Origin of the sequence: Sphingomonas donggukensis (assembly GCF_023674425.1) — a bacterium.
Taxonomy (GTDB): Bacteria; Pseudomonadota; Alphaproteobacteria; order Sphingomonadales; family Sphingomonadaceae; genus Sphingomonas; species Sphingomonas donggukensis.
In genome coordinates, this window is sequence record NZ_CP098401.1 from 2633996 (window position 1) to 2659348 (window position 25353).

General features: G+C 68.5%; 30 protein-coding genes and 1 riboswitch. Of the genes, 17 read left to right on the top strand and 13 right to left on the bottom strand.

All coding sequences use genetic code 11. The features are described from left to right. Nucleotides 1-18 precede the first annotated feature (18 nt). The 3 genes from M9980_RS12925 to M9980_RS12935 form a co-directional block, all read right to left on the bottom strand. Nucleotides 19-537, bottom strand: a complete 519-nt coding sequence (locus M9980_RS12925) for a YdeI/OmpD-associated family protein (RefSeq protein ID WP_250751594.1) — start codon at nt 535-537, stop codon at nt 19-21. 79 nt (nt 538-616) lie between these two features. After that, the gene (locus M9980_RS12930; protein ID WP_250751596.1) at nt 617-1636 is read right to left on the bottom strand and encodes an NAD(P)H-dependent flavin oxidoreductase; all 1020 of its coding nucleotides are present in this window, start codon (nt 1634-1636) and stop codon (nt 617-619) included. 56 nt (nt 1637-1692) lie between these two features. Beyond that, the gene (locus M9980_RS12935) at nt 1693-2970 is read right to left on the bottom strand and encodes an aspartate kinase (protein ID WP_250751599.1); all 1278 of its coding nucleotides are present in this window, start codon (nt 2968-2970) and stop codon (nt 1693-1695) included. 51 nt (nt 2971-3021) lie between these two features. Between M9980_RS12935 and ubiG the strand changes: the two genes are divergently transcribed. After that, complete coding sequence (ubiG, locus tag M9980_RS12940; protein ID WP_250751602.1) at nt 3022-3786, top strand: bifunctional 2-polyprenyl-6-hydroxyphenol methylase/3-demethylubiquinol 3-O-methyltransferase UbiG; 765 nt, start codon at nt 3022-3024, stop codon at nt 3784-3786. Between the two features lie 164 nt (nt 3787-3950). Here ubiG and M9980_RS12945 read toward each other — a convergent pair whose 3' ends face one another. The 5 genes from M9980_RS12945 to crtY form a co-directional block, all read right to left on the bottom strand. Beyond that, nucleotides 3951-4151, bottom strand: a complete 201-nt coding sequence (locus tag M9980_RS12945; protein ID WP_250751603.1) for a hypothetical protein — start codon at nt 4149-4151, stop codon at nt 3951-3953. A gap of 49 nt (nt 4152-4200) precedes the next feature. Then, nucleotides 4201-5160 carry a phytoene/squalene synthase family protein gene (locus M9980_RS12950; RefSeq protein WP_250751605.1) on the bottom strand — a complete coding sequence of 320 codons (960 nt, stop codon included), beginning with the start codon at nt 5158-5160 and terminating at the stop codon, nt 4201-4203. After that, complete coding sequence (locus M9980_RS12955) at nt 5157-5738, bottom strand: LOG family protein (RefSeq protein ID WP_250751606.1); 582 nt, start codon at nt 5736-5738, stop codon at nt 5157-5159. Before M9980_RS12955 ends, M9980_RS12950 begins: the two co-directional genes overlap by 4 nt. A gap of 288 nt (nt 5739-6026) precedes the next feature. After that, on the bottom strand, nt 6027-7505 hold the full coding sequence (locus tag M9980_RS12960) for a phytoene desaturase (protein WP_250751608.1): 1479 nt from the start codon (nt 7503-7505) through the stop codon (nt 6027-6029). Next, nucleotides 7502-8665 carry a lycopene beta-cyclase CrtY gene (crtY, locus tag M9980_RS12965; protein ID WP_250751611.1) on the bottom strand — a complete coding sequence of 388 codons (1164 nt, stop codon included), beginning with the start codon at nt 8663-8665 and terminating at the stop codon, nt 7502-7504. Before crtY ends, M9980_RS12960 begins: the two co-directional genes overlap by 4 nt. Before the next feature lie 96 nt (nt 8666-8761). On the opposite strand from crtY, the gene M9980_RS12970 reads away from it, so the two are divergent. From M9980_RS12970 to M9980_RS12980, 3 genes are read left to right on the top strand one after another with little or no spacing between them, the layout of a single operon-like run. Next, nucleotides 8762-9544 (top strand): sterol desaturase family protein, encoded by a 783-nt coding sequence (locus M9980_RS12970; protein ID WP_250751613.1) that lies wholly within the window; start codon nt 8762-8764, stop codon nt 9542-9544. Nucleotides 9545-9578: 34 nt separating this feature from the next. Further along, the gene (locus M9980_RS12975; protein WP_340689102.1) at nt 9579-9899 is read left to right on the top strand and encodes a DUF2141 domain-containing protein; all 321 of its coding nucleotides are present in this window, start codon (nt 9579-9581) and stop codon (nt 9897-9899) included. A gap of 33 nt (nt 9900-9932) precedes the next feature. Next, entirely contained in the window at nt 9933-10841 is a 909-nt protein-coding gene (locus M9980_RS12980; RefSeq protein WP_250751617.1) for a MipA/OmpV family protein, read from the top strand. Between the two features lie 3 nt (nt 10842-10844). Here the strand turns inward: M9980_RS12980 and M9980_RS12985 are convergent, their stop codons facing one another. Next, a complete protein-coding gene (locus tag M9980_RS12985) occupies nt 10845-11180 on the bottom strand; it encodes a transcriptional regulator (protein ID WP_250751619.1) in 336 nt (111 codons plus the stop codon). Next, nucleotides 11177-11623: a hypothetical protein gene (locus tag M9980_RS12990; protein ID WP_250751621.1), complete on the bottom strand. Its 447-nt coding sequence runs from the start codon at nt 11621-11623 to the stop codon at nt 11177-11179. Before M9980_RS12990 ends, M9980_RS12985 begins: the two co-directional genes overlap by 4 nt. 155 nt (nt 11624-11778) lie before the next feature. On the opposite strand from M9980_RS12990, the gene M9980_RS12995 reads away from it, so the two are divergent. From M9980_RS12995 to M9980_RS13010, 4 genes are all read left to right on the top strand, one after another. Then, nucleotides 11779-13818, top strand: a complete 2040-nt coding sequence (locus M9980_RS12995) for a DUF4261 domain-containing protein (RefSeq protein WP_250751623.1) — start codon at nt 11779-11781, stop codon at nt 13816-13818. A gap of 25 nt (nt 13819-13843) precedes the next feature. Beyond that, nucleotides 13844-13954, top strand: a riboswitch (TPP riboswitch). A 42-nt stretch (nt 13955-13996) separates the two neighbouring features. Next, nucleotides 13997-15916 carry a phosphomethylpyrimidine synthase ThiC gene (gene thiC, locus M9980_RS13000; protein ID WP_277998301.1) on the top strand — a complete coding sequence of 640 codons (1920 nt, stop codon included), beginning with the start codon at nt 13997-13999 and terminating at the stop codon, nt 15914-15916. A 116-nt stretch (nt 15917-16032) separates the two neighbouring features. Beyond that, nucleotides 16033-16881, top strand: coding sequence for a nucleoside 2-deoxyribosyltransferase (locus tag M9980_RS13005; RefSeq protein WP_250751625.1), 849 nt, complete (start codon nt 16033-16035; stop codon nt 16879-16881). Nucleotides 16882-16898: 17 nt separating this feature from the next. Next, complete coding sequence (locus tag M9980_RS13010) at nt 16899-17327, top strand: VOC family protein (RefSeq protein ID WP_250751627.1); 429 nt, start codon at nt 16899-16901, stop codon at nt 17325-17327. Here the strand turns inward: M9980_RS13010 and M9980_RS13015 are convergent. Further along, nucleotides 17324-17599: a DUF3253 domain-containing protein gene (locus tag M9980_RS13015; protein WP_250754954.1), complete on the bottom strand. Its 276-nt coding sequence runs from the start codon at nt 17597-17599 to the stop codon at nt 17324-17326. The two genes, M9980_RS13010 and M9980_RS13015, sit on opposite strands and share 4 nt — an antisense overlap. A gap of 101 nt (nt 17600-17700) precedes the next feature. On the opposite strand from M9980_RS13015, the gene arr reads away from it, so the two are divergent. Next, nucleotides 17701-18111 carry an NAD(+)--rifampin ADP-ribosyltransferase gene (gene arr, locus M9980_RS13020; protein WP_250751630.1) on the top strand — a complete coding sequence of 137 codons (411 nt, stop codon included), beginning with the start codon at nt 17701-17703 and terminating at the stop codon, nt 18109-18111. 42 nt (nt 18112-18153) lie between these two features. Then, a complete protein-coding gene (locus M9980_RS13025) occupies nt 18154-18663 on the top strand; it encodes a DUF3833 domain-containing protein (RefSeq protein ID WP_250751632.1) in 510 nt (169 codons plus the stop codon). Nucleotides 18664-18667: 4 nt separating this feature from the next. Here the strand turns inward: M9980_RS13025 and M9980_RS13030 are convergent, their stop codons facing one another. Together M9980_RS13030 and M9980_RS14280 are read right to left on the bottom strand one after the other, a co-directional pair. Next, nucleotides 18668-19093 carry a DUF1810 domain-containing protein gene (locus M9980_RS13030; RefSeq protein WP_250751634.1) on the bottom strand — a complete coding sequence of 142 codons (426 nt, stop codon included), beginning with the start codon at nt 19091-19093 and terminating at the stop codon, nt 18668-18670. Between the two features lie 464 nt (nt 19094-19557). Beyond that, a complete protein-coding gene (locus M9980_RS14280) occupies nt 19558-19683 on the bottom strand; it encodes a hypothetical protein (RefSeq protein ID WP_277998302.1) in 126 nt (41 codons plus the stop codon). Nucleotides 19684-20140: 457 nt separating this feature from the next. Between M9980_RS14280 and M9980_RS13040 the strand changes: the two genes are divergently transcribed. The 7 genes from M9980_RS13040 to M9980_RS13065 all read left to right on the top strand — a co-directional run bounded on the left by M9980_RS13040 (nt 20141) and on the right by M9980_RS13065 (nt 25271). Further along, nucleotides 20141-20593 (top strand): hypothetical protein, encoded by a 453-nt coding sequence (locus M9980_RS13040; RefSeq protein WP_250751636.1) that lies wholly within the window; start codon nt 20141-20143, stop codon nt 20591-20593. Nucleotides 20594-20748: 155 nt separating this feature from the next. Then, the gene (locus tag M9980_RS13045) at nt 20749-21981 is read left to right on the top strand and encodes a DNA-packaging protein (protein ID WP_250754956.1); all 1233 of its coding nucleotides are present in this window, start codon (nt 20749-20751) and stop codon (nt 21979-21981) included. 82 nt (nt 21982-22063) lie between these two features. After that, nucleotides 22064-23173 carry a phage portal protein gene (locus tag M9980_RS13050; protein WP_250751638.1) on the top strand — a complete coding sequence of 370 codons (1110 nt, stop codon included), beginning with the start codon at nt 22064-22066 and terminating at the stop codon, nt 23171-23173. Then, nucleotides 23170-23475: a DUF6127 family protein gene (locus tag M9980_RS13055; protein WP_250751640.1), complete on the top strand. Its 306-nt coding sequence runs from the start codon at nt 23170-23172 to the stop codon at nt 23473-23475. Before M9980_RS13050 ends, M9980_RS13055 begins: the two co-directional genes overlap by 4 nt. Further along, a complete protein-coding gene (locus M9980_RS13060) occupies nt 23472-23906 on the top strand; it encodes an HK97 family phage prohead protease (RefSeq protein ID WP_250751642.1) in 435 nt (144 codons plus the stop codon). Before M9980_RS13055 ends, M9980_RS13060 begins: the two co-directional genes overlap by 4 nt. Nucleotides 23907-23981: 75 nt before the next feature. Further along, nucleotides 23982-24113 (top strand): hypothetical protein, encoded by a 132-nt coding sequence (locus tag M9980_RS14285; RefSeq protein ID WP_277998303.1) that lies wholly within the window; start codon nt 23982-23984, stop codon nt 24111-24113. A 102-nt stretch (nt 24114-24215) separates the two neighbouring features. Next, on the top strand, nt 24216-25271 hold the full coding sequence (locus M9980_RS13065; protein WP_250751644.1) for a phage major capsid protein: 1056 nt from the start codon (nt 24216-24218) through the stop codon (nt 25269-25271). The last annotated feature ends 82 nt before the right edge of the window (nt 25272-25353 follow it).

A 25353-nucleotide genomic window follows, 5' to 3' on the forward strand; every position in this document is an offset into this window, starting at 1 on the left:
AGGTGGTTAAAGCGGGGTTTAGGCTGCGTTGCGCCCGCGCGGGTACACCCGCTCCCCCGCGGCGCACATGGCGGCGAATTTCGCGATGCGTGCGGCGCGGGTCTCGGGCTTCTTCGCGTCCTGTATGCGGTACAGGATGGCGTAGCGATTGGTGGCGTCGAGCGCGTCGAAGAAGGCCCGCGCACCGGGCAGGGCGGCGAGCGCGGCGGCGAGGTCGTCGGGCACGGTCGCGGTCGATTGCGGGGCATAGGCCGCGTCCCATCGGCCATCGGCCTGCGCGGCAGCAACCTCGGCAAGCCCGCGCGCCGCCATGCGCCCGTCGGCGATCAATTCCAGCACCCGCGTGCGGTTCTTCTCGGACCATTTCGACCCGGGTTTGCGCGGGGTGAAGCGGACCAGCCACCACGCGTCGTCATAGGGATTGAGCTGCCCGTCGATCCAGCCGTGGATCAGCGCGCCGTCGACCGCCTGCACCTTCGTCAGCGTCGAGGCGGGATTGCCCGCCTTCGCGAGCTTCAGCCACAGGCCGGCGTTCACGCCGTCGCCCTGCGCGGCCAGCCAGTCCTCCCAGGCACGAGCATCGGCGAACGCGAGGATCGGCAGCCCGGCGTGCTCCTCAGGCAGCGCGCGCCTCCAGCGCGTGCGCCGCTTCGGCCATCAGCGTCGCCAGGATATCGGCGAGCGGCTCCTCCTTCGTCACCATGCCGACCGACTGGCCGGCCATCAGCGACCCGTTGTCGACGTCGCCGTCGATCACCGCGCGGCGCAGCGCGCCCGCCCAGTAATGCTCGATCTGCAACTGCGCCTCCATCATCTCGACCTTGCCGTCGTCGAGCAACTGGGCGACTTCGCGCTGCTTGGCGGTGAACAATTCGGAACTGGCGTTCTTCAGCGCGCGGACGGGAATGACGGGCAGGCGCGGGTCGATCTGGACGCTGGCGATCGCGTCGCGGGCATTGGCGCGGATGAAGGCGCGCTTGAAATTGGCGTGCGCGATGCTCTCGGTCGCGCAGACGAAGCGCGTGCCGAGCTGGACCCCGGCGGCGCCCATGTCGAGATAGCCGGCGATCGCCTCACCCCGGCCGATGCCGCCGGCGACGAACACGGGCAGCTGCTCGGCGATCTCGGGCAGCATTTCCTGCGCGAGCACGCTGGTCGACACCGGACCGATGTGGCCGCCGGCCTCCATCCCCTCGATCACCAGCGCATCGACGCCCGAGCGGATCAGCTTTTTAGCGAGACTGAGCGCGGGGGCGAAGCAGATGACCTTGGCGCCGGTCTCCTTGATCGCCTCGAGCGACCCCTTGGGCGGCAGTCCGCCGGCCAGCACGATGTGCGTTACGCGGTGCTTCGCGCACACCGCGATCAGGTCGAACAGCTGGGGATGCATGGTGATGAGATTCACGCCGAACGGCTTCGACGTCAGCGCCTTCGTCCCCGCGATCTCGGCATCGAGCAGCTCGGGCGTCATCGCCCCGCACGCGATCAACCCGAAGCCGCCGGCGTTCGACATCGCCGCGACGAGGTTGCGTTCGGACACCCACGACATCGCGCCGCACAGGATCGCGACCTCGCAACCCAGGAATGCAGTGCCGCGGGCCATGCGGCGGTGAAGGCGGTCTTGTCCGATCGTCATGGTCGGGGCCTAGGGTCCAAACGCCGTCAGGACAATGGTCGTGATCGAGCAGGCGATCAGGCGGCGCCGTCATCCTCCGCATCCAGCCCGTAAGCCGTGTGCAGCACACGCACCGCAAGTTCGGTTTCGTCCTCGTGGATCAGCACGCTCACCTTGATCTCCGACGTGGTGATGGCGAGGATGTTGATGCCACGCTGGCCAAGCGTCGTGAACATGCGCGACGCCACGCCGGCGTGGCTGCGCATGCCGACTCCGACGACCGTGATCTTGGCGACGCGAGTGTCGTGGACGATCTGGGCGAATTCGATCTCGGCCTTCGCCTTTTCCAGCACGTCCAGGCTTTTGGCGAGGTCGGACGACGGCACGGTGAAGGTCACGTCGGTCGAGCTCGGCGTCGGGCCGGTCGAGTGGGCGATGTTCTGGACGATCATATCGACGTTGATGTTCGCGTCGGCCAGCGGCGCGAAGATGCTGGCGACCGCGCCGGGCTTGTCCGGCACGGACGTCAGCGTGATTTTCGCCTCGTTCTTGTCGTGGGCGATGCCGGTGATGAGCTGGCGTTCCATGTCCTCGATTTCCTCTTCGCCGACGATCATCGTGCCGGGCAATGTGTCCGCCGCCGGGGCATCGTCGTCGACGAACGACGACAGCACCTGCACGCGCACCTTTTCCTTCATCGCGAGCCCGACCGAGCGGGTCTGGAGCACCTTCGCACCGACGCTCGCGAGTTCGAGCATTTCCTCGTAGGTGACCTTTTTCAGCTTGCGCGCGCGCGGCACGATGCGCGGGTCGGTGGTATAGACCCCGTCGACGTCGGTGTAGATGTCGCAGCGGTCGGCCTCCATCGCCGCCGCCATCGCCACCGCCGACGTGTCCGATCCGCCGCGCCCCAGCGTCGTCACCCGCTCGCCCGACGCCAGCCCCTGAAAGCCGGGGATGACCGCGACTTCGCCGCGCGCCATCGACGCAAGCAAGCCGGCGGTTTCGATATCGGCGATGCGCGCGGAGGCGTGGCCGTCCGAAGTGCGGATCGGCAACTGCCAGCCGAGCCAGCTGCGGGCCGGTACGCCGATCGCCTGCAATGCGATCGCCAACAGCCCGCTGGTCACCTGTTCGCCGGCCGACACGACGACGTCATATTCGCGCGCGTCATACAGTGCGGATGCCTCCCGACAGAAGCCGACGAGCCGGTCGGTCTCCCCCGCCATTGCCGAGACGACGACCGCGACCTGGTTGCCCGCCGCCCATTCGCGGCGGATGCGGGCGGCGACCGCGCGGATGCGCTCGATCCCGGCCATCGACGTGCCGCCGAACTTCATCACGATGCGCGCCATGCGTGGTGCAGACCCCTTGGGAGCGGAAACGCCGCCTGATAAGAGGGGGGCATGAGCGACGCAACCGTAACAGCCGATACCACCCCGCCCGTGCCGCCTGCGCAGTTCGGCGACCCGCGCGATGCCGCGCATTTCGGGCGACTGGCCGCCGACTGGTGGGATCCCCGTGGCTCGTCGGCGATGCTCCACCGGCTGAACCCGCCGCGGCTGAAATATCTGCGCGAGCGGGTGGACGCGCATTGGCATGGCGACCCGGCGAGCTTCACGCCGCTCGAGGGCAGAACCGCGCTCGACATGGGGTGCGGCGCGGGGCTGCTGGCCGAGCCGCTGGCACGGCTGGGGGCGGCGGTGACCGCGGTCGATGCCGCGGCGGAGAACATCGGCGCGGCGCGCGTCCATGCCGCGGGCGTGGGGCTGGACATCGACTACCGTGTCGGCGGGGTCGAGGCGGTGGCGGGGCGCAGGTTCGACCTGGTGGTGAGTTTCGAGGTGATTGAGCATGTCACCGACCCTGCCGGGTTCGTCGCCGGGCTGGCGGGGGTGCTGGCGCCGGGCGGGCTGATGCTGCTGTCGACACCCAACCGCACGCCTTTGTCACGCGCGGCGATGATTACGCTGGGCGAGGGGCTGGGCCAGATTCCGCGCGGTACGCATGATTGGGACAAGTTCCTGACGCCCGACGAACTGGGCGAGATCCTGGCCGGGGTGGGGATGCGGGTGGTGGATACGCGCGGGCTGGCGTTCTCGCCGGGGCGGGGGTTCGCGTTGAGCGAGAGCGTGGCGCTGGATTATTTCGTGGCGGCGGTGCGGGTATGAACCTCCCCGTTCGCCTCGAGTAGGCGTCGAGCTTGTCGAGACGACGTATCGAGAGGTGCGTGCCCCAGGAGAGCCCTCTCGATACGGGCTCTCGACTGCGCTCAATCCCTACTCGAGGCGAACGGGGGGTGGGGGGATGCGAGTTGGGACGGAAGCGCGCCCGCTCAGTCCGAGCGGCTCTCCATCGGCAGCGACCACAGGATCTGGTCGCGGAGCATTGCTTCGAGGTCGCCGGCGCCGGCATTGTGCGCGGCGGCGCGTTTCCTGAGGAGGACACGCAGCAATTCCGCGCGGGTCGCCGGGGAGGCAGCCGGGGCGCGGCCGCGCTCCAGCGCGCGGGACAGGCGGACGGACAGCAGGCTCATGCCCACGGCTATGCGGCGCAGGGCGTGCAGCAGGCCTTAAGGAATACGGTTAACGCGCGCCCGATGCGACGGGCCGAGTCCACAGGTCGGCATCGCGCGGGGCCGGCGGATAGCGGCGCGCGCGGGTCGCCGCGAGCGTGGCGGCGCGGGCGATGGCGGCGAGCTTTTCGCCGCGGGTGGTGGTGACGCGGTGGTCCCAGGCATGCTCGCCCGCCGCTGCGACCTTGCGCGCGATGCCGCCGTAGATGTCGGCGGCAGCGAGGACCGCCCAGGCCGATCGGTACGGGAGTGCGGGCGTGCCGGCCTGCGCGCTTTCCTCATAGGCGACCGCCATCATCGCCAGCCGGCGCGACAGCACGGCGAGGCGCGGGCGCAGGTGCGGCTTCATGTGCTGGCCGGGCGGGAAATCCATCTCGCACAGCCACGCGTCGGGCAAATAGCAGCGCCCGGCGCGATCGTCCTCCTCGATATCGCGGGCGATGTTGGCGAGCTGGAAGGCGATGCCGAGGTCGCAGGCGCGGTCGAGAGTCGCGGCATCGTGCGCGTCGACGCCCATCACCACCGCCATCATGCACCCGACGACGCCGGCGACGTGGTAGCAGTATCTTAGCAGATCGGCTTCCTCCCGCGGGCGCCATTCGTCGGCGTCCAAAGCGAAGCCGGCGATGTGATCGTCGATGAAGGCACGCGGGATGCGGGCTTCGGCGACGACGATGGCGAGGCCGTCGAACGCTGGGTCGCCGGTCGGCTTGCCGGCCAGCGCCATCGCGGTCAGGTCGCGGATGCGGGCGATGCGTGTCGCGGGGTCGGTGACGACCTGCTGGTCGTGGCCCATGTCCTGCGCATCGGCGATGTCGTCGCAGGCGCGGCACCAAGCGTAGAGCAGCCATGCGCGTTCGCGGGTGGTGCGATCGAACAGCTTCGACGCGGCGGCAAAGCTCTTCGACCCGCGGGCGATCGCCTCCCCCGCCGCGGCGACCAGCGCGGCGCGGTCAGGGGCGGGTGTCACAGATCCTTCGCGCCGATCTGGACGACGGTGGTCGCGGGCTCGAACGCCGCCATCTTGGCGAGCAGGCCGTCGAGCGTGTCATCGACGATCAGCAGCCCCTGGTGCTGCGGACGCAGGAAGCCGACCGCGCCCATCGTCTGCACGAAGCTGATGAGCCCGTCGTAGAAGCCGGCGACGTTGAGCAGGCCGACGGGTTTCGCGTGATAGCCGATCTGCGCCCAACTCATCGCTTCCCACAGTTCGTCCATCGTTCCGGTGCCGCCGGGCAGCGTGACGAAACCGTCGGACAGGTCGGTGAACGCCTGTTTGCGCTGGTGCATGGTGTCAACGACGTGGAGCTCGGTGCAGCCGCGGTGGGCGACTTCGGCATCGACGAGGGCCTGCGGGATCACGCCGATGACCTCGCCGCCGGCCTCAAGCGCGGCATCGGCGACCGCGCCCATCAGCCCCAGCCGCCCGCCGCCATAGACGACGCCGATCCCGCGCTCGGCGAGGATGCGGCCGACATGGCGGGCGTTGTCGATGAAGGCGGGGTCGTTCGGCGTGGCCGAACCGCAATAAATGGCGAGGCGTTTCATGGGGTGGGCTCGTATCGCTGTTCTGGCGGTGGGCAAAGGAGAAACAGGGGTTCAGGGAAGGCGCGAAGGCGCGAAGGAGAAGGTTTGGGTTCGCGCGGAGGCGCGGAGGGCGCGGAGGTGTTGCGCGCGTGATGAGCGTCCTGCCGCGTCAGCGACCTTCATCCGTGCGGTTCGGATCAGGCGGAAGGTCTCGCTGCGCGAGACGGGGTGGCTTTCCTCGCCGCGCCCTCTGCGTCTCTGCGCGAATCCCCGTCTCTTCGCGCCTTCGCGCCTTCTCTGAACCCCCTTCTACCCTTCCCCCTCGAGCATCAGCTTCGCGGTCGCCTTCGCGCTCCCCACAACGCCCGGAATCCCCGCTCCGGGATGCGTGCCGGCCCCGACGAAATACAGGTTCGGGATCGCATCGTCGCGGTTGTGGGCGCGGAAATAGGCGCTTTGGGTCAGCACCGGCTCCAGGCTGAACGCGCTGCCGAGGTGGGCGCCAAGATCGCGGTGAAAGTCGGCAGGCGTGTAGCTGAACTTCGTCACGATCCGGTCGTGGATGTCGGGGATAAGCCGGCGACCGACCTCGTCGAGGATGCGCTTCTCGATCGTGGCCTTCAGCGCATCCCAGTCGCCGACGAACTTGCCCATGTGGGGCACGGGCGCGAGCGCGTAGAAGGTCGAATATCCCTCGGGCGCCATCGTCGGATCTGTGACGGTCGGGTGGTGGAGGTAGAGCGAGAAATCCTCGCTCAGCATCCCGGTGTCGTAAATGTCGGCGAGCAGCCCTTTGTAGCGCGGGCCGAACAGGATCATGTGGTGGGGGATGCCCGGCCACGTCCCCTTGATGCCGAAATGGACGACGAACAGCGACGGCGAGAAGCGTTTGCGCTCGATCTTCGCCGCGGTGCGCCGGCCCGAGCGCGAGCCGCTGAGCAGCGTGCGATAAGTGTGGACCAGGTCGGCGTTGGAGGCGACGGCATCGGCCTCGATCCGTTCGCCGCCTTCCAGCGTCACGCCGGTCGCACGGTCGCCGAGCGTTTCGATGGCGGCGACCGGGGTCGAGGTACGCAGCACGCCGCCCAGCCGCTCGAAATGGCGGACCAAGCCCGCGACCAGCCGGTTGGTGCCGCCCTGCGCGAACCAGACGCCGCCGTCGCGCTCCAGCTTGTGGATCAGCGCGTAGATCGCGCTGGTCGTCATCGGGTTGCCGCCGACGAGCAGGGTGTGGAAGCTCAGCGCCTGACGGAGCTTCTCATTCTTCACGAAGGTCGACACCATCGCATAGACCGACCGCCACGCCTGGTATTTGGCGAGCGCGGGCGCCGCCGACAGCATCGACTTGAAGTCGAGGAAGGCGACGTGGCCGAGCTTCTCATACCCCTCGCGGTACACGCCCGCCGAATACTCCAGGAACCTTTTGTATCCGGCGATGTCGCCGGCATCGAGCTTCGCGATCTCGGCATGCAGGACGGCGTCGTCGTTGGTGTAGTCGAAGTTGGTGCCGTCGGGCCAGTTGAGGCGGTAGAACGGGTTGACCGGAAGCAGCGTCACGTCGTCGGCCATGTCGCGGCCCGACAGCGCCCAGAGCTCGCGAAGCGTATCGGGCGCGGTGATGACGGTGGGGCCGGCGTCGAAGGTGAAGCCGTCCTTCTCCCACACATACGCCCGTCCGCCGGGGCGGTCGCGTGCCTCCAGCACGGTCGTCGCGACTCCGGCGGATTGCAAGCGGATGGCGAGCGCGAGGCCGCCGAAGCCGCTGCCGATGACGATCGCGCTCTTCAAACCCGTTTCCCCATGATCGCCCGTGTCGCGCGCCCGATCGGGATCGGGGGGCGCCCGATCAGCACGCGCGCCTTGTCGGCCAGCGTCGAACGCGCCGCATAGAAGCGTGCGACGAGCCCGGCGTCCAGGCCGTAGAATCGTTCGAGCACGCGGTAGCGTTCGCCGGGCTCGGCGCCGCGGAACAGCATCGCATCCAGCATCCGGTAGAAGCCGCGCGCGACCCATGCCTTGCGCGCATAATCATGGAGCAGGGCGTCGAGCGTCGCGCCCGACAGGTCGCGGCTGGCGGCGACCAGGGCGGCGGTGCGCACCGCATCGGGCAGCGAATAGCCGGTGGTCGGATGGAACAGCCCGGCGCGGACCCCGGCCTTCGCCACGCCCTTGCCGCCGCTGGCCCAGTAACGGTCGAAATCGCCGCCGATGACGACCGGCAGGGCGCCGGCCTCCTCGCGGACGACCGCCTTCTGCTTCCAGCCCTTGGCCGCGGCGTAGGTGTCGATACGGGCGGCGAGACGCGCGTGATCGATGTCGGGGGTGTCGCTGTAATAGGTGTCCTCGACGAACATGCGGTCGTCGGCAAACGGCAAAGTATAGACGAAGCGATAGCCGTCGATCTGGTCGACGGTGGCGTCCATCACCACCGGGCGCTCGACGCCGTGCGGACGCTTGAGCAGCAACTCGCGGCCGAGGAACTTCTGCCAGCCGATATCGAGCGTCGACAGGTCGGCGGCGCCGCGGCAGTCGATGACGCCGCCCGCCTCGATCCGGTCGCCGTCGGCGAGCACGACCGCAGTCGCGCTGATCGCCAGCACCTTGCGCCGGGTCAGGATCGCTTCCGGGGGCAGCGCGGCGCGGACGGCGGCGTCCAGGCGTTCCGACGTCACCGAATAATAGGTCGCGGGCAGGGTGCGGCGGCGCGCCGGGAAGGCGACGTCGTAATCGCGCCAGACATGGGCGACGAGCGGGTGGACGAGATCGCGGTCGGCGCGGGCGATGTCGCTGCCGAAGAACGACCAGATGTGGTTGCCGCCCAGCGTCGGCCCGCGATCGACGATGACCACGCGCACGCCGGGGCGCCGCGCGGCAAGAGCCAGCGCGATCAACCCGCCCGACAATCCGCCGCCGACGATGGCGACGTCGCAAGAGATGGTTTCCGGCACGTCCCCGCGCCTAGCCGATGGGCGCGCGGCGGGGAAGAGTGCGTGAGGCGGTGACGGGGTGTCCCAGCCACGCGATTTCGCGCTAAGGCTCCGCCTATGTCCGCGACGTCCGCCATCCTGTTCTCCGCTGCCGCGATGACGGTGATCGTGGGCGTGCGCTATCTGCTGGCGAGCGGCGGTTTCGCGCTGGCGACGCGGCTCCGGCATCCCGGCCATTACGCCGGCCTCGATCGGCAGATCCGGCGCGAGATCGGGTGGAGCCTCGCTTCCGCGGCGATCTATGGGGTGCCCGCGGGCATCGTCGCGTGGGGGTGGCAGGCGCGCGGGTGGACGTTGATCTACGACCGGTGGGACGCTTGGCCGATCTGGTACGCGCCGGTGTCGGTGCTGCTCTACCTCGCGGCGCTCGATACCTGGTTCTACTGGACGCATCGCTGGATGCACCGGCCGGCGGTGTTCCGGCGCGTCCATGCCGTCCACCACGCCAGCCGCCCGCCGACCGCGTGGGCGGCGATGGCGTTTCACCCGCTGGAGGCGGCGACGCTGGCTGTGGCAATTCCGCTACTGGTGTTCCTCATTCCGATCCACGTCGCCGCTTTGGCGGTGGTCCTGAGCGTGATGACGGTTATGGGTGTGACCAACCATATGGGGTGGGAGGTTTTTCCCCGGTTCATGTGGCGCGGGGCAATCGGGGCGTGGCTCATCACGGCGAGCCATCATCAGCGGCATCATGATGCGTATGGGTGTAACTTTGGACTGTTCTTCAGATTCTGGGACAGGATGTGCGGCACCGATGCGGGCGTGGGCGATTTTCGCGCGCATCGCGGTCGCGGCGGGCGCGGTCGCGCTGGTGGGGGCGAGCCCGGTCGCGCGGCTTGACGTCGGCATCGGCAGGCTGCGCTCGGACAAGGGGATGATCCGCGTCTGCCTGACCGCGGACCCGGAAAATTTCCCGGCCTGTATCGACGACGCCCGCGCGCTGTCGCGATCGGTGTCCGCGGCGACCCGCGACATCGCGTTCGAGGGCCTGGCGCCCGGCACCTATGCGGTCGCCGTGATCCACGACGAGAACGGCAACAACAAGCTCGACACCACACTCGGCATCCCGCGCGAGGGCTTCGGCTTTTCGCGCAACCCGGCGATCGGGTTCGGCCCGCCGAAGTTCGCAGCCGCCCGCTTTGCGCTGACCGACGCAGGCGCCACGCAGGACATCCGCATCCGCTACCTGTTCTAAGCGCCGGACCCTTTTGGGGAAACCGGCGTTACGATGGCGAAATATTCTCCCGGAGTGACGCCGTTGACGCCCAAGATCGCCCTGCTCGCCGCCGCAACCCTTGCTTGGACCAGCCCCGCGCTGGCGCAGGACGGGACGATCCCGCCCGACCAGGCCGCAGCGCCCGCAGCAGCGGAGCTGGACGTCAGCGGCGATTCGCTGACGATCGGCGCAGGCGCGGTCTATCTGCCCGATTACGAGGGGTCGAACGACTATCGCCTGCTGCCCGCCCCCGGCGCGATCGGATCGTACAAGGGGTTCGCGTTCCAGGTCGCGGGCAACCGGCTGAGCGTCGACCTGATCCCCGACCGCTCGCCATCGGGCATCGATTTCCAGGCCGGGCCGATCGCGGTGCTGAACATGAACCGGTCGTCGATCAAGAACATCGACGATGCCCGCATTCGCGCGCTCGGCGAAGTCGATACCGCGATCGAGCTGGGCGGCTATGTCGGCATCGGCAAGACCGGGGTCATCACCAGCCCCTACGACCGCATCTCCGCATCGATCAGCTACCGCAAGGACGTGAACGGCGCGCACGACAGCGGCATCCTGCAGCCGTCGATTACGTATCTGACGCCGCTGTCGCGCCAAGCGGCGGTCGGGCTGTTCGCGTCGGCGGAGAAGGTCGAGCGCGGCTATGCCCGCACCTATTTCTCGGTCAGCCCGACGCAGGCGCTGGCGAGCGGCCTGCCGACGTACAATGCGCGCGGCGGGTGGAAGAACTGGTCGGTCGGGGCGCTCGGCACCGTCGCGCTGACCGGCGACCTGCTCCACGGCTTCAAGCTGATCGGCGGCGGCACCTATTCGCGGCTCATCAACGATTTCGGCGATTCGCCGGTCACGCGGATCGCCGGCAAGCGCGGCCAGTGGCTCGGCGTGCTGGGGCTTGCCTACACCTTCTAAGCCCTACGCCTGCTGAGCATCGCCGATGCGCGTCGCCGCCTTCGCCGAGGCGGCGACGAGCGCATGGAGCGCGGCGAGGTGGCGGTCATAGACCTTGCGACCGGGGCGGGTCAGCGCCGCCCAGGTCCGCTGACGCCCGTCGCGCGCGGCCTTGCGCACCTCCACCAGCCCGCCGTCGATCAGCGCCGACAAGTGTTTCGACAGGACCGAATCGCTGACCTTCGTCAGGTCGCGCAGCGTGGCGAATTCCATATCGCTGACTTGCGCCAGTATCGCCGCGATCTGGAGCCGGAGCGGTGGATGCAGCAGCGGTTCGAGCCCGTCGGTCGCGGCGGTCATGCGGCGGTGCCCGTCAGCTCGCGGACATAGACCCGCTGCCACACGACGCTGAAGCCGGTCGCGATCGCGAAGGTCGCCGCGGCCAGCGCCACTTTCGCGAGCGTTGCTCCGTCGTCGATGCGCAGACGCAACCCGATCGCCACCAGGACGAACAGCACGGCGAGCAGCGCCGCGGTGACGCCGAGCGTCGCACCGCGGCGATATCCATTGACGAACATGCCGGTGCGCCGACGATCGCCGTGGGCGACGATGGCGACCGCCACCAGGCCGACGACGGTCGCTGCCATCGGCCACGGGGCGGGCAGGGTAACCCCGCCCACGAACAGCGCCATGATCCCGCCGAACGCCGCATGCCGCCACGGCGGGCAATCGCTGACCTGCGCAAGGCGGGCGCGCGCCGCATCAACCCCGAGCAATGCCGTGCGGGCTTCGTTGCTGTCCATCAATCATCTCCCCAAAGTTTCCAATGTGGAAAGTGATGCCTGCCGATTTCCGATTCGGCAAGTGATAATTTTCCAGACCGGAAAGCGACGATCGCTGACGGAGTGTTAAGCGGTCCCGCGCTAGGCAGCGGGACCGCGCCCGCAAGAGACCGCTCATGGCCGTCATCGTCTTCAGCCAGCCCGTTCCGTTCCCGATCGCTCCGCTGCGCGAGATGCTGGGCAAGTACCTGCCGCTGTACCGCTGGCAATGCGGCGAGGACGACGATGGCGGCGCCAAGCAGATGGGGGTGTTCGGCCAGACCGGGCTGATCGCCGGGCGATCGAGCGCCACCGTGATCTTCACCGAATATCGCTGCACGCTGGGGCGGTTTCCGGGCGGGCCGGCGGGCGAATGGTACCTCGAGATTTTTACGCCGACCACCGAGCATCAGGCGGTCGCCGACCGCATCGTCGCGCTGACTGCCGCGATCCTGATGATCCCCGATGCGGACGACGCGCGGTGCCAGCTGGTGCCGGGTGGCGCCTGGCTGGCGGCGGGCGGGCTGACCGAAGTCGTGAAGCTGGTGAACGACGGCACGTCGCTGGTCGAGGCGGCGACGATGCTGGCGGCGCTGGCACCGGGGCGAAGCGTGGAGCCGGTGCGCACCGCAGCGCCGCGGGTCGATTTGAGCGGGGCGGACTACAGCCGCCGCGTGCTGCCGCTGATGCTGGTGCTGTGCGACCGCCGCGTCCAGCCGCACTGGGCGCAGGCGGCGGAGTTCGCTCGCGACCTCGATCTCGACGGCGGCTGGGAAGTGCGCGGCGATGCGCTGGTCGGGCGCGGCACGTGCATCGCCGTCCAGGCATCGACCGCGCCCGTCCCGCCCGAAATCTGGGAGGACAGCTACACGCGCAGTTTCTGGTTCCAGGGCGACCGCGCGGCCGTGGCGGGCCACGCGATGCACCTGACGATCGGGTCGGTGCTGGACACCGCCGCCAGCGATTTCGCGACCGTGCGCCAGGTTGCAAAGGTGATGACGCTGCTGACCGGCATGATCGCGCGCCTGCCCGGCGTCGTCGCGGTGGTGAACGGGGCGATCGGCACGATCTACGAACCCGATCGCGCCGCCGGTTTTCTCGGCATACTGGCGCGCGACCAGCTGCCGGTAATGCTGTGGAGCTGGACCAAGCCGCACAGCATGGCCGACGGCAACGTCTGCCTGTCGACCAGCGGGCTGGAGCCGTTCCTGGGCCATGAGCTGGAGGTGTGGAACGCGGCATTGCCGTGCGACGAAGTGCGCGACCAGATGAGCGACCTGATCGTCTACCTGCTGGATAACGGACCCGTCATCGGCCACGGCGACACCGCCGGGCGGACGAAGGGCGACAAAGCGATCCGATGCTTTCTGGGGCCTAGCCGGGCGGAGCGCGACCAGCCGGTGCAGGCGTTGTTCCTGGAATTCGGCGATACCGATGCGCTGGTGGTGCCGAAGGCCGACGTCGCCGCGGCGGCACCCGTGGCGAGCGATGACGGTTTCGACGGGGTGTTGCAGGATTTCCTCGATCGCGCGTGCGACCGCGACACGACGGGGATGAGCGACGTGATCCGCGACATGCTGGCGGGCGAGCGCGCCGAGCGGGCGGCGGCGGCGGTCGTGCAGGCTGCTGCCGTAGCGGGGACGGCGAGCCCGGCGGATGCGCAAGACGGCTTGGTGGCATATGTGGCGTTGACCCGCGCGATCGGGTTTCCCGTCGACGACGTGCTTGAGCAGCTGGCGCAAGCGGTGCCGGACGCGCGCTGGACCCGTGACGCCAGCGATCAGGGACTGCGCGTGCCGCGGACGCTGACGGGGGCGCGAAACGGGGACGATATCGTCGTGACGATCGTGGCGTCGGGCGCGCCCTTGCCGGCGGGACTTGCCGGCGCGCCGGACCATGCGTGCCATGTCCGGCTGACGGTCGCGACCGGCGGGGACTCGCCGCTCGCCATGCGCATCGCCGCGATCGTGGCGGCGGGGCTGGTCGTGGGTCAGGACACCGGCGCGCAGGCGCAGGTGCGGGGCGGTTCCGCCTGGGTGCGCTACGACGCGCTGCTCGGGCTGATGAGCGCGGCGAAATTCGGGGCGATCGATCATCTGGTCGGCGGGGCGCCGGTTGCGCTGGCGCCCGCCGCGCCGCTGCGCCGCGTCGGCGGGTTCGGTCGCAAGGGCCTTTGACGCCGCGATATTAGCGCCTACAACGCCGCCATCCCCGGGGGACCGCTGATGCGCGGTTGAGAGGAAGGCGTGCAGCCTTCGACCCGCCGAACCTGATCCGGTTGACACCGGCGGAGGGAGGGAGCGGTCTTCACCCGAATTCCGTGGCCCGCGCTCCGATTTTTTGGAGTGCAGACACATGGCCGATATCGATTCGAAGATCGAACGCTCCTCGGGCAAGCGTACCGAGATCGGCGTGACGACGGGGCCGATCCGGGGCTCGCGCAAGATTCACGTCGGCCCGCTGAAGGTCGCGATGCGGGCGATCGACCTGGAGCCGTCGTCGGGCGAGCCGCCGCTCAACGTCTATGACGCGAGCGGGCCGTACACCGACCCCGATGTGACGATCGACATCAACGCCGGGCTCGCCCCCTTGCGCCGCCAGTGGATATTGGGCCGCGGCGACGTGGAAAGCTATGACGGTCGCGAGACCCGGCCTGAGGACAACGGCCAGCTGGGGCCGGATCGCTCGGGCGGCGTGCCGCAATTCCCGAACGCAGTGCGCCGTCCCTTGCGCGCGAAGGCGGGGATGAACGTCAGCCAGATGCACTATGCCCGCCGCGGCATCATCACCCCCGAGATGGAATATGTCGCGACCCGCGAGAATCTGGGGCGCGAGATGCTCCGCGAGTATGTTCGCGACGGGGAAAGCTTCGGCGCGAGCATCCCCGACTATGTGACGCCCGAATTCGTCCGCGATGAGATCGCCCGCGGCCGCGCGATCATTCCGAACAACGTCAACCACCCCGAATCCGAACCGATGGCGATCGGGCGCAACTTCCTGGTGAAGATCAACGCCAACATCGGCAATTCCGCGGTCGCCAGCGACGTCGCGACCGAGGTCGACAAGCTAGTCTGGTCGATTCGCTGGGGCGCGGACACGGTCATGGACCTGTCGACGGGTCGCAACATCCACGACACCCGCGAATGGATCATCCGCAATTCGCCGGTGCCGATCGGAACGGTGCCGATCTACCAGGCGCTCGAAAAGGTCGGCGGCATCGCCGAGGAGCTGACGTGGGACATCTTCCGCGACACGCTGATCGAGCAGGCCGAGCAGGGCGTTTCCTATTTCACGATCCACGCCGGCGTGCGGCTGGCCTATGTGCCGATGACGGCGAAGCGGGTGACCGGCATCGTCAGCCGCGGCGGATCGATCATGGCGAAATGGTGCCTCAGTCACCACAAGGAGTCGTTCCTCTACGAGCATTTCGACGAGATCACCCAGATCATGAAGGCGTATGACATCGCCTATTCGCTGGGCGACGGCCTGCGCCCCGGAAGCATCGCCGACGCCAACGACGAGGCGCAGTTCAGCGAACTCTATACGCTGGGCGAACTCACCCACCGTGCTTGGGCAGACGACGTGCAGGTGATGATCGAGGGGCCGGGGCATGTGCCCATGCATAAGATCCGCGAAAATATGACCAAGCAGCTGGAGGTGTGCGGGGAGGCGCCGTTCTACACGCTCGGGCCGCTGACGACCGATATCGCGCCCGGTTACGATCACATCACGAGCGGGATCGGCGCGGCGATGATCGGGTGGTACGGCACGGCGATGCTCTGCTACGTCACGCCCAAGGAGCATCTGGGCCTGCCCGACCGCGACGACGTGAAGACGGGCGTCGTCACCTACAAGCTGGCCGCCCACGCCGCCGACCTGGCCAAGGGGCACCCCGCGGCGCAGATGCGCGACGATGCGCTCAGCCGCGCGCGCTTCGAATTCCGCTGGCGCGACCAGTTCAACCTGTCGCTCGACCCCGACACGGCGGAGCAATATCACGACCAGACTCTGCCCGCGGAAGGCGCCAAGACCGCGCATTTCTGCAGCATGTGCGGGCCGAAATTCTGCTCGATGAAGATCACCGCCGAGGTCCGCGAATTCGCGGCGAAGCAGAACCAGGGCGCGGAGGGCTTCATCGCCGCCGGCCCGAGCGGCGCGGAAACCGCGGAAGCCAGCAAGGCCGCGGCGATCAAGGGTATGGAGGAGATGAGCGCGCTCTACAACGCGGGCGGGCGGGAGTTGTACATCGGCGCTGGTGGGCGGGAGCATGATTGATGGTAACGGCCTGCCCAATTTGCCGAGACGTCACTGTTAGCAAAGAAATATCTCAGGGCGACCGCACTTTTTTTGATTGTGAGAATTGTGGATATTTCGGTGCGAGTCGGTCTGTCTTGAACACGACGCTTGCAATTGAGAAGCGCAACCTCAGTGCTATGCAATATGCTGCCTTATCTTATCGAATAAGACAAATTACGGATGCAGCGAAATCTGGCGAAGACGTAATCACTTTAACAACTTATTCTATCGACGAAATGCTTCCAAACCTGCAACTGCCAAGCCCAGCTGAGCAGGCGTCGCATATTCTAAAATACTTTGGTGATAGTATACAAAATTCCGGAGAGCCGGCGCGAAACCCACCAAAATCTTTCGTCGCACAAATCGGTGCGATAAATCGCCCTGCAGCGCTACGGATTGTTCGCCAGTTAGCAGACGGAGGGCTGCTGTTAATTGCGAACCGGTCGTTCCAAGGTACGGCCGACGAACCCGATGGAATTGATCTCTCGTTGAAGGGTTGGGCACAATGGGAGGAAGAAAGGCGTGGTCAATTTGCTGGATCGCACGGATTCATCGCACTTCAGTTTGGTGATCCTGAACTCGACCCATTTTTGAAAGATGTGGTCAAACCCGCTGTATCTGAGCTGGGATATCGTCTTGAGGATATGCGCGACGCGGCGCGCGCTGGTGTTATCGACAATGTGATGCGCGCACGGATCAGGGACGCGGCTTTCGTACTTGTCGATCTGACACATGCGAATGCTGGAGCATATTGGGAGGCAGGCTACGCTGAGGGGCTAGGAAAGCCCGTATTATATCTTTGCAAAGATTCGGTGTTTGCCGAGCGAGGTACTCATTTCGATACTAATCACTGCACGACGGTCATGTGGAATGCAAAGACTCCGGCGGAATTTTCGGCAGAGCTTCAAGCTACGCTACGTCGGTCACTCGGACTATTCGCGTAGAATATCGATTTCTTGAGATGCCCCACCTAGCCCACATCGCCCTCGTCGTCCGCGACTATGACGAAGCGCTCGCCTTCTACGTCGGCAAGCTCGGGTTCGAGCTGGTCGAGGACAGTTATCAGCCCGCGCAGGACAAGCGCTGGGTCATCATCCGCCCGCCCGGTACTCCGGTCGGGGCCACTACCATCCTCCTCGCCCGCGCCTCGACGCCCGAGCAGGTCGCGCGGGTTGGGGATCAGGTTGGCGGGCGGGTCTCCTTCTTCCTCGCCACCGACGATTTCGCGCGCGACCATGCCCGCTTTACCGCTGCCGGGGTGACGTGGGTCCGTGCGCCTGCCGACCAGCCCTATGGGCGGGTGGCGGTGTTTGCCGATCTTTACGGCAACCTCTGGGACTTGATCGAATATGCCGCTGGGCACCCCGCCGCCGGGGCCACGAGGCGCTAGCGATCTCCGGACGCTGGGCGCGCGATGCGGTAGGGGCCTTTGCGGGTGGGCTTGGCATCGCCCTTCCAGCTCAGGCGGATCAGGCCGTCGGTGACCAGGCCGTCGACCGCCGTGTGGACGATGGGCATGGCGGCGCGCCAGTCTTCGGTGCCGGCTGCGGCGGCGAGGGTGCGGGCGACTTCGCTGGGGCAGATGGTGGCCCCCTCCGCGCGGGTGGCGAGCAGGGCGAGGGTCGCGGTGCGGGCGTCTCGGCTGGTCGGGGCGGCGGACATGGGCAACCTCTAGCCGATCGGCGTGGGTGTGACAGCGGCAGTTCGGGGCGGCTGGCCGGGCCGGCTTGGCGGCGGCAGCGGGGGTGGGTAGGCTCTGCGCCATGACCTATGCCGTCGAAGCCACCCCGCCCTTCTACCACGGGACGCGCGCCGACCTGCGCGTCGGCGACCTGCTGTCGGTCGGGTGGGCGTCGAACTACGGGTCGGGGGCGGCGATGTCGTGGATCTATTTCTCGGCGAGGGTGGAGTCGGCGGTGTGGGGCGCGGAGCTGGCGGCGGGCGAGGGGCGGGAGCGCATCTATATCGTCGAGCCGACCGGGGACTTCGTCGACGACCCCAATTTGACCGACACGAAGTTCCCGGGGAATCCGACCGCGTCGTACCGGAGCCGCGCGCCGCTGAAGATCGTCGGCGAGTTGACCGAGTGGACGCCGCATCCGCCCGAGCAGGTGCAGGCGATGCGGGATCATGTCGCGGCCCTGGCGGCGCAGGGGATCACCGCGATCGATTGAGGCGTGCGCGGGACATTTGGCCGTGCCGGGCGTTGTCGGGCGATGCGCCTGTTCCATGCCCCGCTCGCCCTGATCCCGCTGCTGCTCGCAGGCCCGCCGGCCGCAGCGCGCGCGCCCGATGCGCCGGTGCGCTTCGATGCGATACGCTTCTTTGCCGGGCATACCGAGGGAGCCGGGCGGCTGAAGATCGTGATGCGGCCTCCCACGCTGGTCGACGTCCACGGCGATGGCCGGGTGATGGAGGACGGCACGCTGCTGCTGCGCCAGACGGTCGAGCAGTGGGGCGTGCCCGCGAAGCAGCGCGAATGGCGTATTCGGCAAGTGACGCCCGGCCATTATGCCGGCACGCTGAGCGACGCGGCGGGGCCGGTCGTGGGCGAGGTGATCGGCGGGCGCCTGAAGCTGGCTTTCCGGATGAAGGGCGGGCTGCACGCGACGCAGTGGATCGAGGCGGCGGCGGATGGCCGGTCGGCACACAACCGCATGACGGTGCGCAAGATGGGCGTCGTGGTGGTGCATCTGGACGAGACGATCCGCCGCACCGGCGGGTGAGGCGTCAGGCGCCGTGCATCCGGTCGAGCGTCGCGGGATCGCGGGCGCCGGCGTAGAAGGCATCGAGGATCGCGGCGAAGACCGGGTCGCCGACCGCCGCGTCGAACAGGGTGGCGCTGGATCGGAGTTTGATGGCGTCGATCGGGCCGAGGATCTGATCGGCGGTGCGCTGGTTGGCGTGGGCGAGGATCGCGCCGGCGGCTTCGTGAAGGCGAGGGCCGAGGATCGGGTGCGCGAGATAGGCGCGCGCTGCGTCGACGTCGGCCAGTGCGTAATGGATCGCGGTGGCGCTGCGCCCGAGGCCGGCGACCTGGGGGAAGACGAACCACATCCAGTGGGTGCGCTTGTGGCCGGCGCGCAGCTCGGCGAGGGCGGCGGCATGGACGCCGTGCGCCTGGGCGGCGACGAAGCGGTCGAGCGGGTCGGTCATATGGGCGGAACGCGCGGGGGCGAGCGTTGGGCGCGGCGGGGTGGATGATTGTGTCGGGGGGCTGGCGCGCTGAGGACTTACGGGTGTCGCCGGCTCAACGGCTGCGGACGAACTTTGCACGCAGGACCAGGCCGCGGATTTCGTTGGCGCGGTAATCGATCTTCTGTGCGTCGCCGGTCAGGCGGAATGACCTGGCGCCGATCGACATTCGGGACGCTCGCGCATCGAGCCTCGCCGTTTGCTTCGAGCCTGTGGAGACAGCGTATCGAGAAGGTGGTGCCTCAGGAGAGCATCTCTCGATACGGGCTCTCGACTGCGCTCGATCCCTACTCGAGACGAACGGGCTTAGGGGGGGGCGGCGCTACAGCGTCCGGCTGGTGCCGTGTGCTTGGTCCGGGATCCCTGGCCTTCAGTTTCTGGACGAGCGTGACCGGTCGCCATCGGCGCGCGTCACTTCGGCGTCGTCAGTCCTTGATCGTCACCATCTGGACGGGCTTGTCCTTGGTCGAGGCGTTGGCGGCGATCGTCTTGACCTTTTCCGCCTTTGGCTTGCGGACTTCCTTGTTCGATTTCTTCTGACCCTTGGCCATCGGTCATCCTTTCGCGAGGGAGGCGGGCGGCCTCAGACGCCGAGTGTACCTCAAAGCGACGCGCGGCGCCCGACATTATCGCGCAGCATGGCAACGAACCAGATAGGATAATAACGCTTGACATCGTCACGCTCATCTGGCACATAACAGGAACGCTGAGGAATTGCGGGTCGGGGACTTGGGTGCTGGGGCGGCACGCCGGGGTGACCGATCGACGCGGACCTCAAGCATAGCGCCGGCGGGGTGGTACCTGCCGGGCGCGGCACGGACGGGCCGGGACACATGCGTGTCGCCGGCCCGTCCGCGTTTCGGGGGCGGGCGAAGGGGGGAGGACATGGCGGACGAAGGCGAAGGCGGAGACAGCATCGTTGCGACGGCGGCACGCATCGACGGCCCGATCGTCGCATGCGCGAAAGGCGCGCCGTTGCAGAAACGGAAACCGAATCCACGTGTTCCAGTGGCCAAGGTCCAGCGGTTTTTCACTGTGCTGTCCGAGACATGCAACGTCAAACATGCCGCGCGCGTGGCGGGCGTCCATGCCGAAACGCTGTACGCCCGACGCCGCCGGCACCCGGCCTTTGCCGAGACCTGGCGCCAGGCGCTCGCCATCGGGTACGAGCGGCTGGAGGAAGAACTGCTGCGATTGAGCCTGGCGTCGCTGACCGGCGAGGGGCCGTCGCTGTTCGACCCGAAGGAGGCAATCATGCCGGGAACCGGGCTGGTACCAAAGGCCAGCGGCTCGCCGGATGTGCAGATGGCGCTGCTGCTGCTGAACAAGCATCGCGGGACGGTGGAGGGGACCGCGCGGCCCAATGCAAATTCGAAGCGCGCGACGGCGACGGAAACCGATGCGTGGCTGGAGAAGCGACTCGACGGACTGGCCAAGCGGCTGGCCGCGGTCGCCAAGTGAGCGGCGGGGCGAAGGGCGGCGGGGCGGCGCCGCGCAAATCGCGGAAAGCGACGGTGGCCACCGCCGGTGCCGCGCACGAAACTGCGCCGCCGCGCGACGTGATCGACCGGTTGGCGGTGCTGCCACCGGCGTACCGCGCCCGGATCGTCGCGGCGATGCCGATGTCGTACCGCCGCGAGCTGGTGGTGCGGTGGCGCAAATGGTCGCACGACGGGCAGTTCGAGCCCGAGGGCGACTGGCGGGTGTGGCTGATCCGTGCCGGGCGCGGGTTCGGCAAGACGCTTGCCGGAGCGGAATGGATCTGGGCGCGGGCGCGCGAGACGCCGGGGGCGCGGATCGCGCTGGTTAGCGGGACGATCGACGACGTGCGCCGGGTGATGATCGAGGGGACGAGCGGCCTGATCGCGGTGGCGCGCGACGACGAGGACGTGAAGTGGAACGCGGCAAAGGGCGAGCTGCGGATGCCGGGCGGGGCGGTCGCCTATGCCTATTCGGCGGAAGCGCCCGAGGCGTTGCGCGGGCCGGAGCATCACTATGCGTGGTGCGACGAGCTGGCGAAATGGCGGGCCGGCGACGCGGCGTGGGACAATCTGATGATGACGCTGCGGTTGGGCGAGCGCCCGCGCACGCTGGTGACGACGACGCCCAAACCGACGCGGCTGATGCGGCGGGTGATGGCGCTGCCCGACGTGACCGAGACGCTGGGCAAGACGCGCGACAATCCGCACCTGCCCGACACGTTCGTCGCGGCGGTGACCGCGGAGTACGCCGGCACGCGGCTGGGGCGGCAGGAGCTGGACGGCGAGATGATCGACGACGTCGCCGGCGCCCTTTGGACGCGCGGGGTGCTGGAAGCGTGCCGGGTGCGCCACGCGCCGGCGCTGGTGCGGACGGTGGTGGCGGTCGATCCGAGCGTGAGCGAGGGCGGCGACACGTGCGGTATCGTCGCGGTGGCGCTGGGCGCGGATGGGCTGGGTTACGTGATCGAGGATGCGAGTGCGCCGGGTGCTTCCCCGGAAGGCTGGGCGGCGCGGGTGTCGGCGTGTGTCGAACGCCACGGCGCCGACCGGGTGGTCGCGGAGAAGAACCAGGGCGGCGATTTGGTGAAGGGGGTGCTGAAGGCGGCGGGGATCAAACACGAGATTTCGCTGGTCCATGCGAGCAAGGGCAAGGTGGCGCGGGCGGAGCCGGTGGCGACGCTCTACGAAGCCGGGCGGGTGCGGCATGTCGGCGCGTTCCCGGCGTTGGAGGACGAGCTGTGCGGGCTGGTCGCGGGCGGCGGCTACGAAGGGCCGGGCCGCTCGCCCGATCGCGCCGACGCGCTGGTGTGGGGATTGAGCGAGCTGATGCTCGGCGCGCGCGGGGTGGCGAGCGTGCGAGTGGTGTGAGGGCGCGCGGGAGCTGAAGCGTGGCGCGCGTGACCCTGGGCTCCCGCCTGCGCGGGAGCACGGCGAATGGAGAGGACCGATAATGAAATGGTTCGGGTGGAAGCCCGGGCGCGATGAGTCGCGTCCGGCGTTGTCGCGGGCGACGTCGTCTGCGGCATTCGGGGAATGGCCGCTGAGTTACGAGGCGCAGCTGCGCGAGGGCTATGCCGCCAATCCGGTGGCGCAGCGGGCGGTGAAGCTGGTGGCGGACGGTGTCGGGTGGGCGGCGATCGAGGGGTCGGATCCGGCGCTGATCGCGCTGGTGACGGCGCGATCGACCGGGCAGGCGCTGCTGGAAACGCTGAGCGCCCAGCTGCTGCTGCACGGCAATGCGTATGTGCAGGTGCTGGGCGACGGGGCGGGGGACGTCGGCGAGTTGTTCGCGCTGCGCCCCGAGCGGGTCAGCGTCGAGGCGGATGCCGGGGGCTGGCCGGTCGCGTATCGATACCGCGTCGGCGAGCGGGTGACGCGGCTGGTCGCGGACGGGCCGCGGCCCGAGATCGTGCATATCAAGGCGTTCCACCCGGCGGACGATCATTATGGTCTCGGCTGCCTGGGCGCGGCGGCGGGCGCGATCGCGATCCACAATGCTGCGACCAAGTGGAACAAGGCGCTGCTGGACAATGCCGCGCGACCGAGCGGGGCGCTGGTGTATGATCCGGGTGACGGCAGCGCGCTGTCGGGCGAGCAGTTCGCGCGGCTGAAGACCGAGATGGAAGCGGGGTTCGCCGGCGCGACCAACGCTGGGCGACCGATGCTGCTGGAAGGCGGATTGAAATGGCAGGCGATGAGCCTGTCGCCCGCCGACATGGATTTCGTCGGGCTGAAGGCGGTGGCGGCGCGCGAAATCGCGCTGGCGTTCGGGGTGCCGCCGATGCTGCTGGGCCTGCCCGGCGACGCCGCCTATGCCAATTACCGCGAGGCCAATCGCGCGCTGTGGCGGCAGGCGATCCTGCCGGTGGCGGACACGATCCTGGCGGGGATCGCGCAAGGCTTGCGCGGCTGGTTCGACGAGGCGCGGCTGGGCGTGGCGCTCGACCGGGTGCCGGCGCTGGCCGAGGACCGCGAGCGACTGTGGCGGAGCGTGTCGGCGGCGGACTTCCTGAGCGTCGAGGAAAAGCGGCGCGCACTGGGGATCGGAGAGGCGGCATGAACGGGGCGGTGCTGGCGCAGCTGATGGCGCAAGGTTCGGAGGGCGGCGCCGACATGGCGACGCTGCGCGCGATCGCCGAGGAAGCGGGCGAGCTGGCCGCAAACCGCGCGCTGGTGAAGCTGGGGCTGCACGACGAGGCGGCGCGCGGCGACCAGGCCGAGCTGCGCGAGATGCTGCGGGCGTGGCGCGATGCCAAACGATCGGCGCTGAGCGCGGCGTTCGGGTGGGTGATGCGCGTCGTGCTGGCGCTTGTGCTGGTCGGCATCGCGGTGAAGACGGGATTCTGGGCGGTGCCGAAGTGACCGGGGCGCGCGTGCGCTTTGCGGGCTATGCCGCGGTGTTCGATGCGCCCGACCGCGGCGGTGACGTGGTCAGGCGGGGGGCATTCGGCGTGCCGGGGCCGGTGCCGCTGCTGTGGCAGCATCGCGGACGTCCGGTCGGGCAGGTCGAGGCGATCGGCGAGGATGCGCGCGGCTTGCGTGTCGTCGGGCGGATCGACGATGCGCGGCTCGCCGGGCTGGTGGCGTCGGGCGCGATCGAGGGGCTGTCGTTCGGATACCGCGTGCGCCGCAGTGCGCAGGGCGCGCGGCGCGAGCTGCAGGCAGTCGAGCTGGTCGAGGTGAGCCTGGTCGCGCAGCCGATGCAGCCGCTGGCGCGGGTGCATGCCTGGGAAGCGGGCGATCCGACCGAAACGGTCGCGGTTGCAGGCGACAGCGCGCCAAAAGCTGGTTGAGGCTGTGCGGGTCGCCCCGGTGCACCTGCCCGGACGCCGGGGCGGCATGCCCCCGAGCGATACGGAGACCGAGCGATGACCCAGAGCACAGGCGTGAGACAGGCGGAGAAGCGACGGTGGCAGACGCCGGTGGTGCGCCGGCTGGATGCGAATCTGGCCGAAAACGGCTCGCTGGTGGGAGCGGAAGCGGTGCTGCTGCTGTCGTGACTGAGCGGCCAGGCGGACGATCCGCCTGAAAAAGGATCGATTTTGGACGAAAGGGCGTGCCTCCATACCGGGGGCGCGCCCTTTCCTATTTGGAGGACGGGCATGCGTGACGGAAATGACGCTTTGGCGACGAGCTTCGCCGGTATCGAGGGGGCCGGCGTTCCGGCGGCGCGGCCGCTGCTGGCGGGCGGTAGCGCCCTGGCGGTGACGAGCGGCTTCGACGGGTTCGTCCGGTCGGGCGCGACGGTCGAGCTGAAGGCGATGAGCGGGATCGACGGGGCGAGCGGCGGCTATGCCGTGCCGCGCGAGATCGATGCGGTGATCGACGCGACGCTGAACAGCATCTCGCCGATCCGCAGCATCGCCAACGTGGTGAAGATCGGCAGCGCGGGGTACCGCAAGCTGGTGTCGACCGGCGGCACGCCATCGGGCTGGTCGGCGGAAACTGGCGGACGCCCCGACACGGGCACGCCGGCCTTTACCGAGATCGCGCCGCCGATGGGCGAGCTGTACGCCAATCCGTCGGCCAGCCAGGCGATGCTGGACGACGCGATGTTCGACGTCGAGGGGTGGCTGGCCGACGAGATCGCGCGCGAGTTTGCCCGGGCTGAGGGCACGGCGTTCGTGAGCGGCAACGGCACCAACCGGCCCAAGGGGTTCCTGACCCAGCCGGTGTCGACCGCGGGCGATGCGACGCGGACGTTCGGCCAGTTGCAGTATCTGGCGTCGGGGGCGGCGGGTGGGTTTGCCGCCAACCCCGAGGAGAAGCTGATTGACCTGGTCCAGGCGCTGCGTACGCCATACCGGCAGGGCGCGTCGTTCGTCATGAACTCGGCGACGCTGGCGCGAATCCGCAAGTTCAAGACGAGCGACGGCCAGTTCCTGTGGCAGCCCGGCCTGTCGGTCGGGCAGCCGGCGACGCTGCTCGGCTATCCGGTGGTGGAGGCCGAGGACATGCCCGACATCGCCGCGAACAGTCTGTCGATCGCGTTCGGCGATTTCCGCGCCGGCTACCTCATCACCGAGCGCAGCGAGACGCAGATCCTGCGCGATCCCTATTCGAACAAGCCGTTCGTCAGCTTCTACGCAACCAAGCGCGTCGGCGGAGCGGTGAGCAATTCGGAGGCGATCAAGCTGATGAAGTTCGCCGCGAGCTGATCGGCACGGCGCGCCCGACGCCAATCCTGCGGCCCCTTCCCGAGACGGATCGGGAAGGGGCCGTTTCTTTCTGGAGCATTGA